Here is a 14,110-nt window from a genome sequence, read left to right on the forward strand (position 1 = left end):
TCCTGCCGGGGGGGGGGGGCGCGCGGCGGTGCCCGGCCCCCGCGGGGGGTCCGCAGTGATGGCGGTGCGGGGGGGGGGGGGGGGTTGGGGGCCCCCCCCCACCACCGAAAGGGGTGAACCGTCGTAACTTTCCGGTGCCGGTCGCGTTCCGTCGCGATACAGCGGTCGGTTGTCACGGAGGGTCAGGCTGCGGCCAGCCCTTGCGGGCCGCCGGACGGCCCGGGACCGGGCCCGGAGGGCGTCCTCAACTACCGGGATACACCCAGGGGTTGGGCTTGCACTTGATTCCGTCGATGTCCAGGGACTTGGTCTGCTGCTGCATCACCGGGGCCGGAGCGCCGGGCGTGCGGCAGCTCACGTGATCGTGTCCGAGCCGGTGGCCGACCTCGTGGTTGATGAGCATCTGACGGTAGGCCAGCATCTTCTCAGGGCCGAAGGTGGCGGAACCCTGGGCCCACCGATAGGCATTGATCATCACACGGTCGGTGGAGGCGGAATCGCAGGAGACGTTCTGGACGGTCGTGTCCAGACCGGATTTCGCACACCATTCGCCGGTCGTCCCGGGACTGGCGAGCGTGATCACGAAATCCGGGCTTCCGGAGGAGATCCGCTCGAAGGTCATCACACCGTTGTGCGCCCAGCTCCGGTCGTCGTTCAGCGTCTTCTGGACGGCTTCGGCGAAAAGGCCGGCGTCGAGGGAGAGGCCCTTCTCGACATCGATCCGGTAGCGGTACTTCTGCCCCTTCCCGGGCGCCTTCGCCAGTCCGGGAACGGCTTCGAACGCGCCGGTCGCCTTGAGGTCGGCGGCGAGCGGGAAGGTCTGAGCCATCTTGGCGGCGTACGACAGGGGCTTGACCTCGGGAGGCCTGGTGGCGGGCTGATCGGGCGTCGGGCGGGCGTCCGAGCGCGAGGCGCCCTCGCCGCCGCCCCGCTCCACACCGGCCGCCCGCTCCGCCGCCGCAGTCCGGCCGGCGGAGTCCTCGGCGACCTGGCCGGCCACCACGACCGCGAGCACGGTCGTCACCGCGGCCGCGGCGATCCCCGTGAAGGTCCGCCCCTTGCCGCCCCTGGGCTCGGGCCGTTCGGCGGGATCGCCGTCCGCGCCGTCGTCGGGCCCCGCCGGAGGCCCGGCGTCGGAGGTCCCGGAGGTGACGGCGGAAGCGGGCGCATCGGCGTCGAAGGCGTCGACGAACTCGCGGCGCGGGCCCGGCATCGCCCCGGGGTGGGCGGCCGGCTGACGCTCCGTCCGCCCGTCGGCGGCGCGCTGAGCGGCCCGCTGGGCGGACACCTGGCGGGTCACGGCCTGTTCGCGGGCCTCACCCTCCTGGTCCTGGCCGCCCGGTACGCCGTACGGCTGCCTCGGGGAGTGCGCGTGGGGCCCGGTGCCCCAGCCGCCGCCCGGCTCGTGCTGCTCGGGGTGGCCGCCGCGCACCTGGGGGGCGTCCTGGAAGGGCGCGGCCGGGTAGGGGGCGTCGAGGAACGCGGTGTCCGGGTGCGGTGCGTGACCGTCGGCGAAGGGCGCGGGGCCCTGGCGCCTGCGCCGGCCGCTGCCGGAGGCGGGGCGGGGTACGGCGCGGCGGCCGCCCGGATCCGCCGCTGCGGCGTCCGGGCGGGTGGCCTCTGCGCCCTTTCGGCTGTGTCGTCCCACGCCCCGGATCAGCTCCCGCCGCAATCGTCCAGCAGCTCCCGGAACGCCTGGGCGACCGTCTCCGGGTACTCCATCATCGCCACGTGCCCCGCGTCGGGCAGGGTCAGCAGCCGGGCGTCGCGGAAGGCCGCGGACGCCCTGCGCGCCATCCGGTACGAGACGAGCTGGTCCCGTCCGCCGTACACGAGCTGGGTCGGTGCGAGCACCCGCTCGGCCTGGCGCCACAGTCCGTGCTGGCCGCCCAGGGTGTACGCGTCCACGATGCCCCGGGCCGAACGCGTCATCGCGTCCCAGAAGTACGGCAGTTCCAGCCGGCGCTCCATCTCGGCCACCGCGTTGCGGAAGGCTTCGTCGGAGACCCGTTCCGGATCGCCGTAACAGAGTGCCATGACTCCGCGGGTCCGCTGCTCCGCCGTCCAGCCTTTCGTGAGCCGGGCGAACAGCGGAGCGACCCCCGGCACCGCCAGGAGGCCGGTCGGTACGGCGGGCCGCTGCACCCGCCACTCGGGCAGCGCGGGCGAGATCAGGGTGAGGGTGCGCACCAGGTCGGGGCGGACGGCGGCGACCCGGGTGGCGACCGCACCGCCCAGGGAGTTGCCGAACAGGTGGACGGGACCGCGCTCGCCGGCGTCGAGCAGCCGGATCACCGCACGGGCGTGCCCGGTGATCGAGTAGTTGCCGTCGTCCGGCGGCGGCGAGTCGCCGAATCCGGGCAGGTCGACGGCGTCGGGATCGACCACGTCCGCCAGCAGCGGCATCAGCGCCGACCAGTTCTGCGAGGAGCCGCCGAGCCCGTGCACGAAGAGCGCGGGGGCCAGTCCCGTCCGGTCGGCGGGCCGGGAACGGACGGTCAGCGTCAGCCCGGGAAGCGCCACGGAGCGCAGCCGCTCGCCCTCGGCGACCCGGACGGCGCTGACCGTGGGAGCCACCGCGGCGGCGACGGCCTGGGCACCCGGCAGCTCGGTCGAAGACATGCGCCAATGTTACGAGACGATCACGCCCCCGTTCATGTGTTCGCGGTCACAGGCCGCATCGCGGGGTAGGAGTGTTGCTCCTACGCTTCAAGAGAAGCGGCCACGGGGAAAGAAAGGGAGCCACCATGACGGTCGACCCGAGCGACCCGGATACCTTCGAAAGCGCCGAGCCGCCGACACCGGGCCCGGAAGCGCCGGAGGCGGACGCCGCCGAGCAGCGGACGGATATCCGGCCCGAGGGCGACGAGCAGGTGGCGGACGCGGACCTGGCCACCGCCAACGAGGCCGATGTGGCGGAACAGCGCAGGGTGATCCCGCTGGACGAGGACGATTACCGGTAGACCGCCCCGCTTTGTCCAGGGCCCCGAAGAACTGTGGCTTCCACCCGCGTCCGGTCCGTGAAATTCTGCGTCCGCGCCGCGCGCACCGGGGTTACCCAAAAGTACGATGGCTGTACGGCGCAGCGTGTACGGATCGGCTGTGCTGGAACACACATTTGGGAGGCGGCGTGAGCGCCATCGAGCAGACAGAGGCAGCGCGCCCGCGGGGCACGCGCCTTCCCCGCCGCGCCCGACGCAATCAGCTGCTGGGCGCCGCGCAGGAGGTCTTCGTCGCACAGGGCTACCACTCCGCCGCGATGGACGACATCGCCGAGCGGGCCGGCGTCAGCAAGCCGGTGCTCTACCAGCACTTCCCCGGGAAGCTGGAGCTCTACCTCGCCCTCCTGGACCAGCACTGCGAGTCGCTGCTCCAGGCCGTGGTGACGGCGCTGGCGTCGACGACGGACAACAAGCTGCGCGTCGAGGCGACGATGGACGCCTACTTCGCGTACGTGGAGGACGAGGGCGGCGCCTTCCGCCTGGTCTTCGAGTCCGACCTGACCAACGAGCCCGCCGTACGCGAGCGGGTCGACCGGGTCTCCCTCCAGTGCGCCGAGGCGATCTCCGACGTGATCGCCGGGGACACGGGCCTGTCCAAGGACGAGTCCATGCTCCTGGCGGTCGGCCTCGGCGGGGTGTCGCAGGTGGTGGCGCGCTACTGGCTCTCCAGCGGCTCCAGCATCCCGCGCGACACGGCGGTGCAGCTGCTCACCTCGCTGGCCTGGCGGGGCATCGCGGGCTTCCCGCTGCACGGCGTCGACCAGCAGCACTGAAGCCCTCCGGGCGGCGCGGCCACCCCGTCGTGGCCGTGTCCCGGAGCGTGTTCGCTGCGGGCGTTGCCGGTCGGGCCGTGAGCCGTGGTCCCACCGGGCTAATGTGGCTGCGTACGGCGCGGTTCGCCGCGCAGGGACTGACCGTCGGAGGGACATAGCCGTGGAGGTCAAGATCGGGGTGCAGCACACGCCCCGCGAGATCGTTCTGGAGAGCGGGCTTTCCGCCGAGGACGTCGAGAGCGCGGTCGCCGCCGCACTGGGCGGCAAGGCGGAGCTGCTGAGCCTCACGGACGACAAGGGCCGCAAGGTCCTGGTGCCGGCCGACCGGATCGCGTACGTGGAGATCGGTGAGCCGACCGCACGGCGTGTGGGGTTCGGCGCGCTGTAGTCCACGGGACGCGGTGAGCACGGGAGCGGCCCGGCGGAATCTTTCCGCCGGGCCGCTCCCGTGTGCCCTGCGCGGTCTCCTCGCCGGGCCGCTCCCGTATGCCCTGCGCGAAGATCCCTCATGCCGTGACGGGCCCGGCCGTACCCGTAAGGGTTCCGCCGGCCCGGCGGAGGGTTGTCCGGCGTGGGCCAGGGGTAGTACCGCCTACGACCGATTTGCCCGCCCCGCACACCCCCGCGAGGTGATCCTTAGTGATCTGGGAATCCTTCGGCGCCGCCGTGCTCGGACTCGTCCTGGCCTGGGCGGCCGTCCGCTCACTGGCCGGCCGGCTCCCCTCCGCCCGTGCTGTTTATCTCACCGGTGCGCTGGGGGCGGTGTTCGGAGCGTTCCTCACGCACTCGGCGCTGGGCCCCGGCCACGGTGTGGCGACCCTGATCGGCGCCGTCTTCGTCGGGGCGGTGACGCTGTCGCTGCTGATCCGCCCGCGCGGCCGCCGCCTCACGAGGTCGGCGGCGGCCCAGTAGGGCCCGGCACAAGGCCCGGTATCAGGCGGCCAGTCCCAGCGCGGCCATGCGCTTGGTGTGGGCCTCGGTGATCCGGGAGAACATCCGGCCCACCTCCGCCAGGTCGAAGCCGTCCGCGACGCCACCCACCAGCATCGTCGAGAGCGCGTCGCGGTCGGCGACCACCCGCTGGGCCTGCGACAGCGCCTCGCCCATCAGCCGGCGGGCCCAGAGCGCGAGCCGCCCGCCGAGCCGGGGGTCGGCCTCGATCGCGGCGCGCACCTTCTCCACGGCGAAGTTCCCGTGCCCGGTGTCGTCCAGCACGGCGAGGACCAGGGAGCGGGTGTCGGTGTCGAGCCGGGCCGCGACCTCCCGGTAGAAGTCACTGGCGATCGAGTCGCCGACGTACGCCTTGACCAGGCCCTCCAGCCAGTCGGACGGTGCCGTCTGGCGGTGGAAGTCGTCCAGCGCCTTGGCGAACGGCTCCATCGCGGCGGTCGGCTCCTCGTCGATCGCGGCGAGCCGGTCGGACAGCTGCTCGAAGTGGTGGAACTCGGCGGCGGCCATCTTCGCCAGCTCCGCCTTGTCCCCGAGGGTCGGCGCGAGTTTCGCGTCCTCGGCGAGGCGCTCGAAGGCCGCCAGCTCGCCGTAGGCGAGGGCGCCCAGCAGGTCCACGACGGCGGCGCGGTACTGCTCCTCCGTGGAGGCGGTGGCCCAGTCCTGGGCGGCGATTCCGGTCGCTCCGGGCGCTTCTTCGGGGTGGTCAGTGGCGTTGTCAGGCGTCTCCATGAACCGCACAATAGCCCGCCGGACGAGGGACGGAACGGCCCGGCGGGAAGCGGACATCACACCGATCCGATGAATTCGTCCAACACACATGCGCGAATCCGGGGTACAGTGGTATTGCGCTTACTGAGCATTTTCCTGTGCCAGGGGCGCGTCCTTTGAATGAGGATGCCCGGTCGGTGGCCCGATCGGCTCCGACCTGACAGCCCTCCACGCGGTGCGTACGCCACGTACGACTGCAGATGAGGGGCCCCCTCAGCGGCACGAGCGCTCGAGCGACGGCAGTGGTCCCGCGCCACCCGGCCCATCCACGGCCGGATGACCAACCCCGGCACGGTACGACCCCCAGCGTTCGCCTCGGACCGCGTCTCACAGAAGAGGCAGCACCCTGACTACGTTCCGCGACCTCGGCATTTTCCCCGAGACGGCCGAAGCCCTTGAGGCGGTCGGCATCATGTCCCCCTTCCCCATCCAGGAGCTGACGCTCCCCGTAGCGCTCTCCGGCTCCGACGTCATCGGCCAGGCCAAGACCGGCACCGGAAAGACGCTCGGCTTCGGACTCCCCCTCCTGGAGCGCGTGACCGTCCCCGCCGACGTCGAAGCGGGGCGCGCCACGCCCGAGCAGCTGACCGACGCGCCGCAGGCGCTCGTCGTCGTCCCCACCCGTGAGCTGTGCCAGCAGGTCACCAACGACCTGCTGACCGCCGGCAAGGTCCGGAACGTCCGCGTACTCGCGATCTACGGCGGCCGGGCGTACGAGCCCCAGGTCGAGGCCCTGAAGAAGGGCGTCGACGTGATCGTCGGCACCCCGGGCCGTCTGCTCGACCTGGCGGGCCAGCGCAAGCTCGACCTCTCCCACATCCGCGGCCTCGTCCTCGACGAGGCCGACGAGATGCTGGACCTGGGCTTCCTGCCCGACGTCGAGCGCATCATCACGATGCTGCCGCCCAAGCGCCAGACGATGCTGTTCTCGGCCACCATGCCCGGTGCCGTCATCAGCCTCGCCCGCCGCTACATGTCGCAGCCGACCCACATCAACGCCACCTCGCCCGACGACGAGGGCACGACCGTCAAGAACACGGTCCAGCACGTCTACCGCGCGCACAACATGGACAAGCCGGAGATGCTCGCCCGCATCCTCCAGGCCGACGGCCGCGGGCTGGCGATGATCTTCTGCCGGACCAAGCGGACGGCCGCCGACATCGCCGAGCAGCTGGAGAAGCGCGGCTTCGCCTCCGGCGCGGTCCACGGCGACCTCGGCCAGGGCGCCCGCGAGCAGGCGCTGCGCGCCTTCCGCAACGGCAAGGTCGACGTCCTCGTCTGCACCGATGTCGCCGCGCGCGGCATCGACGTCGAGGGTGTGACCCACGTCGTCAACTACCAGTCGCCGGAGGACGAGAAGACCTACCTCCACCGCATCGGCCGCACCGGCCGCGCGGGCGCCAAGGGCATCGCGATCACGCTGGTCGACTGGGACGACATCCCGCGCTGGCAGCTGATCAACAAGGCGCTGGACCTGAAGTTCCCGGACCCGCCGGAGACGTACTCCACCTCGCCGCACCTCTTCGAGGAGCTCGGTATCCCGGCGGGCACCAAGGGTGTGCTGCCGCGTGCCGACCGGACCCGTGCCGGTCTGCGCGCGGAGGAGGTCGAGGACCTCGGCGAGACCGGTGGCCGCGGCCGCAAGTCCGCCGCCCCGGCTCCGGCCCGTGAGGAGCGCGAGCCCCGTACGCGTACGCCGCGTCAGCGCCGCCGCACCCGTGGCGGGTCCGCCGAGGAAGGCGCCGCGGCGGTGCCCGCACCCGCCAAGGAGGCCGCGCCGGTCTCCCCGGCCGGTGACCGGGCTCCGGAGACTCCGCGCACGCCGCGCCGCCGTCGCCGTACGCGGAACAGCGCTGCCGAGACCGTGACCGAGGCGGCCGTGGCGGTCGCCGAGGCTCCGGCCCCGGTGGCTGCCGCTCCGGTGGCCGAGGCTGCCGAGACCGTGGCTGCCGTGGTCGAGGCCGAGCCGGTCGCGGAGACCGTCGGTGAGGCCAAGCCGCGCCGCCGTCGCAGCCGCGCCGCCGCGAAGCCGGTGGCCGAGGCCGTGGCTCAGGTTCCCGCTGCCGCCGCTCCGGTGGAGGCCGGGTTCCAGACCGTGGCAGCCGCCGCGGGCATCGCGGAGCCGGTCGCCGATCCGGCCGCGACGAAGCCGCGCCGCCGCGCCCGGATCGTGAAGCCGGCCGACGAGGTGGACTTCCAGATCGCCCCGGCCGCCGAGCCGGAGCCCGAGTCGAAGACCCGCCGCCGCCCGGCCCGCGCCACGAGCCGGCCCAAGGCGGAGTCGAAGCCGAAGGCGGAGGCTGCCCCCAAGGCGGCCAAGGCCGCCAAGGCCGAAGCCGGTACGGAGACCGCGTCGAAGCCGAAGAGGGCGTCGCGCGCGAAGGCCGCGGCCCCCGTCGAAGCCGTTACGCCAAAGGCTCCGGCCGCCGCCGAGGCCGAGGCCAAGCCGCGCCGCCGCCGGGCGACCCGCAGCGTCACCTCGACCGCGACCCAGGAGGCCGCCGTGGTCTCCGAGGCCGAGGCCGTGGTGAGCGAGGCCGCCGCCGAGGCGAAGCCCCGCCGCCGCCGCGCCACCCGCGCCGCGGGTGCGGCCACGGTGACGTCCGACAGCTGACCGTCCCGCGAGACCCACCGGGCCCCGGCCCCCGCACTCGCGGGGGCCGGGGCCTTCTCGCTGCCCGGTGATGCCCCGGTCCCGTCCCGGCGATAGCCTCGGGCCCATGAGCCGCCCGCCCACCTTCACGCCGCCCGCCTGCGCCACCTCCCGGGTCCTGCGCACCGAGCGTGGCGACTTCGCCGTCCTGGACGCCGTACCGGCGAACGCTCCCGCTCGCGCCACCGCCCTCCTGCTGCCCGGGTACACCGGCAGCAAGGAGGACTTCATCGCCCTGCTCGAACCGCTGTGCGCGGCCGGGTACCGGGTGGTCTCCGTCGACGGCCGCGGGCAGTACGAGTCAGAGGGAACGGACCGTCAGGAGGCTTACGCGCAAGGAGAGTTGGCCCGCGATGTGCTCGCCCAGGCGACAACCCTGACCGGGGGCGACGGGACGCTGCACCTCCTCGGGCACTCGCTCGGCGGCCAGATCGCCCGCGCCGCCGTCCTGCTCGACGCCACCCCGTTCCGCTCGCTGACGCTGATGTCCTCCGGCCCCGGAGAGGTCGTCGCAGCCCAGCGGGACAAGGTGAGGATGCTGAGCGACGCGCTCTCGGTGCTCACCATGGATGAGGTGTGGGAGGCGATGCGGGCCCTGGAGCCGCCGCAGGACGCGGACACCGGCGACGGCGAGGACATGCGCCGACGGTGGCTGCGCCACAACCCGGCGCAGCTGATCGCCACCGGTGCCCAGCTCTTGGCCGAACCGGACCGGGTGGGCGAGCTGGCCGCTGTCGGGCTGCCCGTCCACGTCCTGTCCGGCGAGCGCGACGACGTATGGCCGGTGGAGCAGTTCGACGCGATGGCCCGGCGGCTCGGCGCGCACCGCACCACGATCGCCGGCGCCGAGCACTCCCCCAACACCGCCCGCCCGCGCGAGACCGCCGAGGCGCTCGCAGCGTTCTGGGACGGTGTTCCGGCCTCCTGAGGCTCAGTACTGCGACTGCAGGTGCTGCCAGAAGCCGTCGCGCAGCGCCCGGCGCAGGTGCGCGTGGCCGCGCAGCGAGTGCTGGAGCAGGCGCTCGGCCTCCACCAGCAGGTCCTGGTCGACCGAGCCCGGCAGGTAGGGGTGGCCGGGCAGCAGGTCGGCGAGGGATTCGCGGCCGCGGGCGGCGAGCCAGGCGGCGGCGATCTGGGCGCCGACGAAGCGGACGTCGTCGCGTGAGGGTGCCGGGGTGTCGTCCTCGTACGTGGTGACCGGGCGCCGGGTGACGTACGGGCGGCAGAAGTCCAGGTCGAAGGTGCGCTGGCTGTCGACCTCCCAGAGCAGCGGTTCGGCCTGGTTGCGGCCCTCGCCGGCCTCGATGCCCCAGAGGTGGACACGGGCCCCGTAGCCCTGAGCCGCCTCGACCGCCGAGACCAGGTCCTCGTCGCCGCCGACGAGGGCCGCGTCACTGATGGCGCGGTGCCGGGCGAGCGATTCCAGGTCGGTGCGGATGAGGGAGTCGACGCCCTTCTGCTGGTTGTTGGCGTTGAGGTTGCCGAGCCGCACCTTGACGTCGGGGAGTTCGGCGATGGCCTGCTGCTCGGTGGTGTGGATGCGGCGTCTGGCCCCGTCGTACCAGTACACGCGCAGCAGCCGGCTGTCCGCGAAGATCGTGCGGGCCCGGTCGATGAAGGCCTCGATCAGCCCTTCGGCGTCGAGATCGAAGGAGCGGCGGTCCTCGGTGCCGGTGACGAGCAGTCCGGCCGCGGCGTACACATAGCCCGCGTCCACGAAGATGGCGTGGGTGGAAGGGGTCTTGGAGACCTCCACGAGCATGCGCTGGAGCAGCTCGTTGGTGCGGTCGAGACGCTCGACGATATCTGCCGGGTACTTAGACATCCAAAAAATTTCCTTAGCGTAGGGAATGTTTGTACCAGGCAAGCCGTTGTCACATGCAAGGAACCGACGAGACGAAGGGAAGCCCTGTGCGCTTCGAGATCATGCGACTCGACGACGTCGACGGTACCGCCGTGGACAGCACCGTCGTGGACGCCGCCTCCGTCAACCGGATCGTGCGGCAGGCCGCGGCCATCGGCCAGCGGATCTACATCCGGCCGGCCGAGAGCGCGGCTTCGTAACGCGCCACGCACCACCGAAGGCAGGCCGCCCCCGCACGGAAGAACCGTGCGGGGGCGCTGTGGTGTGCGGGGGGATGGGCTCAGGAGGTCTGGATGACCTGGGTGACGCCGTTGATGATCTGCTGTACGGCGATGGCCGAGAGCATCATTCCGGCCAGCCGGGTCACCAGGACCACACCGCCGTCCTTGATGATCCGGATGATCACCAGCGAGTAGCGCATCGCCAGCCAGAGCACCACGTGCATGGCCGCGATCGCCGACCAGACGGAGAGCTGGCCGCCGAAACCGTCGGCGTGCTGCACGGCCAGGATGACCGAGACGATCGCACCGGGACCGGCCAGCAGCGGCATGCCCAGCGGTACGAGCGCCACGTTGACGTCCTTGGTCTGCGTCGGCTCGTCCGTCTTGCCGGTCAGCAGGTCCAGCGCGATGAGCAGCAGCAGGAGACCGCCCGCGATCATCAGGGCGGGCACGGAGACATGCAGGTAGTCGAGGATCTGCTGGCCGAGCAGACCGAAGACGGCGATCACGCCGAAGGCGACCGCGACGGCCTGGAGGGCCATCCTGCGCTGCACCTTGGCAGGACGGCCCGCGGTGAGGGCCAGGAAGATCGGAGTGATTCCGGGCGGATCCATAATCACAAAAAGGGTGAGAAAAAGGGATCCGAAGACAGCGACGTCGAACACAGTGAGCCTTGCGAGAGATGAGCGGGCGGTACGGGGGCGCGCGAGCCCGACCGGCGGCCGTCAACGTACGACGGCAAGGGTGAGGGACGCGCGAGGAGTGGAACGTGGGGCGGTGGAAGCGGGGGCAAGACACCCCTAGCGGCGGTCGGTTCCGCCCGCGCCCGGCACCGGGAAGGCTCCCGTGGCGCGCCGGGTGATCTCGCCGTAGATCTCGGGGTCGGTGGTGTACGCGCCGAGCCCGACGGTCTTCCGGCTGCCGTGGTAGTCGCTGGAGCCGGTGGGCAGGAGCCCCAGCTCCCGGGCGAGGCCGCGCAGCCGGGCCCTGGTCGGCTCGTCGTGGTCCATGTGGTCGACCTCGATGCCGTCGAGGCCCGCTGCGGCGAGCGCGGCGATCGTGGTCTCGGGGACCGTCGCACCGCGTTTCGAGGCGCCGGGGTGGGCGAAGACGGTGACGCCGCCCGCCGCCTTGACGAGCCGGACCGCGTCGAAGGGGTCGAACTCGTGCTTCTCGGCGAACGCCCGGCCGCCGTTGCCGAGCCAGTCGGACGTGAAGGCGTCGGAGACCGTGTCCACGACGCCCGCTTCGACGAGGGCGGCGGCGACGTGCGGACGGCCGACCGAGCCGTCCCCGGCGATCCGGGCGACCTGTTCCCAGGTGATGGGTACGTCGAGCGCCCGGAGCTTGCGGACCATCTCCTGGGCGCGCGGCACCCGGTCGTCGCGGACCAGTTCGCGGGCGCGCTCCAGCTCGGGTTCGGCGGGGTCGAAGAGGTACGCCAACATGTGCATGCTCACGCCGTCGACACGGCAGGACAGCTCGGCGCCGGTGACGAGGGTGAGCCCCTCGGGCAGTGCGTCGATGGCCTGCTTGTGGCCGCCGACGGTGTCGTGGTCGGTGAGCGCGACGACGTCCAGGCCCGCGGCGGCGGCGTTCGCGACCAGCTCGGCGGGGGTGTCCGTACCGTCCGACGCGGTGGAGTGGGTGTGCAGGTCGATACGCACGACGGCTGACTCCAGGGCTCGCGGGCGGACGGGGACCGCTCAAGGATAACCGCCGCACACCAGGGCCCCGGCCGGGATCAGCCCTGTTCCGGCGTGATCCAGCGCTCGCCCGACCCCTGTCGCGGCGGCGCCTCCGGCGCGGCCAGCAGGCGCGGAGTCAGCGCGCCGCACGGGACGAGGTCCACCTCTCCCCCGGCGTCGCGCAGGTCGGTCAGCACCACCTCGTCGTACAGCAGCAGCCCCGACTGCTCCGGCCACAGGATCGCCCACAGCCACAGCCCGCGCGCCTCACCGGCGAAGACCGCCCGGTCCTCCGGGGCGTTCTTGACGTGCCAGAGCGGGGTGGGGCGGCCGGCGGCGTGCACCTTGGCGTCGGGCGCGGAGTCGACGTTCAGGTGGTGGCCCGGGTCGGGGCCCGCGATTCCGGCGTACCGCGCACCGAGTCCGACGCCCAGCTCCTCCGCGACGAGCAGCAGTTCACCCATGCCGCCCAACGGGCCCGGACCCGAGCAGGCCACCACGGTCGCGCGGCCGCCGCTGCGGTCGTCGCCCGCGCTGGCCACACCGGTGAACAGCCAGCCGACGGGGAGCGGCCACGGCATCCAGACGGGCACCTGCGAGCGGTGCACCACGACGCCGAGCGCCTCGACGCTCGGCGGGACGACCGGCTGCATCGGGTGCACCTGGCCATGCGCGGAGCACTGCCAGGCGTCGGCGAAGAGACCGGGCGCCCTGACCCGGCCACCGCACTTCGGGCAACTGGGTTCGCCCCTCATAGAGCCCCACGGTCCTCCCCGCCGCTCGCCGCGTCAAGGACGATCACCCGTCCGCAGCGTGGCTGCGAACGGGGAAAGTAGATGTAGTTTGCATTTATTAGCACGTCTAACTTATTCTCTGTATAACGCATCGAACCGGAGGAGAGAAGGAGTCAGCCCATGCCGGAAAGCCGGACCATGCCGGGAGCGGACCCGTTCGACGAAGGGGCCGCCCCACCCGGCATCCTGCGTCAGCCGAAGGCCGTCTGGGCCACGGCCGGCGCCTCGGTGGTCGCGTTCATGGGGATCGGCCTGGTGGACCCGATCCTGCCGTCCATCGCCCAGGGTCTGGACGCCTCACCGAGTCAGGTGTCGCTGCTCTTCACCTCGTACTTCCTGATCACCGCCGTCGCCATGCTCGTCACCGGCTTCGTCTCCAGCCGCATCGGCGGCCGCAAGACGCTGCTGGCCGGCCTCGCGCTCGTCATCGTCTTCGCGGCGCTCTCCGGCACCTCGTCCTCGGTCGCCGAACTCGTCGGCTTCCGGGCCGGCTGGGGCCTCGGCAACGCGCTCTTCGTCTCCACCGCGCTCGCGGTGATCGTCGGAGCGGCGGCGGGCGGCAGCTCCGCGGCGATCCTGCTGTACGAGTCGGCGCTCGGCCTCGGCATGGCGTGCGGGCCGCTGCTCGGCGCGCTGCTCGGGGACGCCAGCTGGCGCTACCCGTTCTTCGGTACGGCGGCGCTGATGGCGATCGGCTTCCTCTGCATCGCCGCGTTCCTCAAGGAGCAGCCGAAGCCCGCCCGCAAGACCTCGCTGCTCGACCCGGTGAAGGCGCTGGGCCACGGCGGGCTGGCCTCGGTGGCGGCCTCGGCCTTCTTCTACAACTACGCCTTCTTCACGATCCTGGCGTTCACACCGTTCGTGCTGGACATGACCCCGTACAAGTCCGGCGCGGTCTTCTTCGCCTGGGGCCTGCTGCTCGCGGTCTTCTCCGTGCTCGTCGCCCCGCGCCTCCAGCGCCGCTTCGGCTCGCTCAAGGTGCTCGGCGCCTCGCTGGTGCTGCTCGCCGCCGACCTGCTGGTCCTCGGTTACGGGAACCACACGACGGCCGTCGTCGCCACGATCGTCTCCGGCGCCTTCATCGGCATGAACAACACCGTCTACACCGAGCTGGCCCTCGGCGTCTCGGACGCGCCGCGCCCGGTGGCGAGCGCCGGATACAACTTCGTCCGCTGGTTCGCCGCGGCCGCCGCGCCCTTCCTCGCCCCGAAGATCGAGGAGTGGAGCGACGTCCACATCCCGTTCGTGGTGGCCGCGCTCGCCGCCCTCGTCGGAGCTGCCGTCGTGGGCGTACGGCGTACGGCGCTGGTCCACGAGGCCGAGGAGCTGGAGCCGGTCCACGCCCTGGAGGACGGTGTGAGCGTCTTCGCCGACCGGTGACCGGCGTGGAAAAGGA

General features: G+C 72.4%; 15 protein-coding genes. 8 read left to right on the forward strand and 7 right to left on the reverse strand.

The window, feature by feature from the left end:
* Window positions 1-244 precede the first annotated feature (244 nt).
* Both ACIRR8_RS07160 and ACIRR8_RS07165 read right to left on the reverse strand, forming a co-directional pair.
* Window positions 245-1,648 (reverse strand): DUF3152 domain-containing protein, encoded by a 1,404-nt coding sequence (locus tag ACIRR8_RS07160; RefSeq protein WP_404060028.1) that lies wholly within the window; start codon window positions 1,646-1,648, stop codon window positions 245-247.
* 8 nt (window positions 1,649-1,656) lie between these two features.
* The gene (locus tag ACIRR8_RS07165) at window positions 1,657-2,622 is read right to left on the reverse strand and encodes an alpha/beta fold hydrolase (protein ID WP_404060030.1); all 966 of its coding nucleotides are present in this window, start codon (window positions 2,620-2,622) and stop codon (window positions 1,657-1,659) included.
* A 125-nt stretch (window positions 2,623-2,747) separates the two neighbouring features.
* Here ACIRR8_RS07165 and ACIRR8_RS07170 point away from each other — a divergent pair, with 125 nt between their 5' ends.
* From ACIRR8_RS07170 to ACIRR8_RS07185, 4 genes are all read left to right on the forward strand, one after another.
* Complete coding sequence (locus ACIRR8_RS07170) at window positions 2,748-2,963, forward strand: hypothetical protein (protein WP_404060033.1); 216 nt, start codon at window positions 2,748-2,750, stop codon at window positions 2,961-2,963.
* 167 nt (window positions 2,964-3,130) lie between these two features.
* Entirely contained in the window at window positions 3,131-3,775 is a 645-nt protein-coding gene (locus ACIRR8_RS07175) for a TetR/AcrR family transcriptional regulator (protein ID WP_030561100.1), read from the forward strand.
* A 160-nt stretch (window positions 3,776-3,935) separates the two neighbouring features.
* Complete coding sequence (locus ACIRR8_RS07180; RefSeq protein ID WP_093693231.1) at window positions 3,936-4,163, forward strand: DUF3107 domain-containing protein; 228 nt, start codon at window positions 3,936-3,938, stop codon at window positions 4,161-4,163.
* A gap of 251 nt (window positions 4,164-4,414) precedes the next feature.
* Window positions 4,415-4,687: a hypothetical protein gene (locus tag ACIRR8_RS07185; RefSeq protein WP_404060036.1), complete on the forward strand. Its 273-nt coding sequence runs from the start codon at window positions 4,415-4,417 to the stop codon at window positions 4,685-4,687.
* A 21-nt stretch (window positions 4,688-4,708) separates the two neighbouring features.
* Here the strand turns inward: ACIRR8_RS07185 and ACIRR8_RS07190 are convergent, their stop codons facing one another.
* Entirely contained in the window at window positions 4,709-5,455 is a 747-nt protein-coding gene (locus tag ACIRR8_RS07190) for a ferritin-like fold-containing protein (RefSeq protein WP_404060038.1), read from the reverse strand.
* A gap of 451 nt (window positions 5,456-5,906) precedes the next feature.
* Here ACIRR8_RS07190 and ACIRR8_RS07195 point away from each other — a divergent pair, with 451 nt between their 5' ends.
* A complete protein-coding gene (locus ACIRR8_RS07195) occupies window positions 5,907-8,108 on the forward strand; it encodes a DEAD/DEAH box helicase (RefSeq protein WP_404060040.1) in 2,202 nt (733 codons plus the stop codon).
* Between the two features lie 106 nt (window positions 8,109-8,214).
* A complete protein-coding gene (locus ACIRR8_RS07200) occupies window positions 8,215-9,075 on the forward strand; it encodes an alpha/beta fold hydrolase (RefSeq protein WP_404060043.1) in 861 nt (286 codons plus the stop codon).
* 3 nt (window positions 9,076-9,078) lie between these two features.
* Here ACIRR8_RS07200 and ACIRR8_RS07205 read toward each other — a convergent pair whose 3' ends face one another.
* Window positions 9,079-9,972: an NYN domain-containing protein gene (locus tag ACIRR8_RS07205; RefSeq protein WP_404060045.1), complete on the reverse strand. Its 894-nt coding sequence runs from the start codon at window positions 9,970-9,972 to the stop codon at window positions 9,079-9,081.
* 101 nt (window positions 9,973-10,073) lie between these two features.
* Here ACIRR8_RS07205 and ACIRR8_RS07210 point away from each other — a divergent pair, with 101 nt between their 5' ends.
* Window positions 10,074-10,211: a hypothetical protein gene (locus tag ACIRR8_RS07210; RefSeq protein ID WP_404060773.1), complete on the forward strand. Its 138-nt coding sequence runs from the start codon at window positions 10,074-10,076 to the stop codon at window positions 10,209-10,211.
* An 80-nt stretch (window positions 10,212-10,291) separates the two neighbouring features.
* On the opposite strand, the gene ACIRR8_RS07215 is transcribed toward ACIRR8_RS07210, so the two are convergent.
* The 3 genes from ACIRR8_RS07215 to ACIRR8_RS07225 all read right to left on the reverse strand — a co-directional run bounded on the left by ACIRR8_RS07215 (window position 10,292) and on the right by ACIRR8_RS07225 (window position 12,675).
* Window positions 10,292-10,897, reverse strand: a complete 606-nt coding sequence (locus tag ACIRR8_RS07215; protein ID WP_026241124.1) for a MarC family protein — start codon at window positions 10,895-10,897, stop codon at window positions 10,292-10,294.
* Between the two features lie 135 nt (window positions 10,898-11,032).
* Complete coding sequence (locus tag ACIRR8_RS07220; RefSeq protein ID WP_404060048.1) at window positions 11,033-11,899, reverse strand: PHP domain-containing protein; 867 nt, start codon at window positions 11,897-11,899, stop codon at window positions 11,033-11,035.
* A gap of 77 nt (window positions 11,900-11,976) precedes the next feature.
* On the reverse strand, window positions 11,977-12,675 hold the full coding sequence (locus tag ACIRR8_RS07225) for a DUF6758 family protein (protein ID WP_404060051.1): 699 nt from the start codon (window positions 12,673-12,675) through the stop codon (window positions 11,977-11,979).
* A 177-nt stretch (window positions 12,676-12,852) separates the two neighbouring features.
* On the opposite strand from ACIRR8_RS07225, the gene ACIRR8_RS07230 reads away from it, so the two are divergent.
* The gene (locus ACIRR8_RS07230) at window positions 12,853-14,094 is read left to right on the forward strand and encodes an MFS transporter (protein ID WP_404060724.1); all 1,242 of its coding nucleotides are present in this window, start codon (window positions 12,853-12,855) and stop codon (window positions 14,092-14,094) included.
* Window positions 14,095-14,110 lie beyond the last annotated feature (16 nt).

Origin of the sequence: Streptomyces sp. NPDC101178, from assembly GCF_044767965.1 — a bacterium.
Taxonomy (GTDB): domain Bacteria; phylum Actinomycetota; class Actinomycetes; order Streptomycetales; family Streptomycetaceae; genus Streptomyces.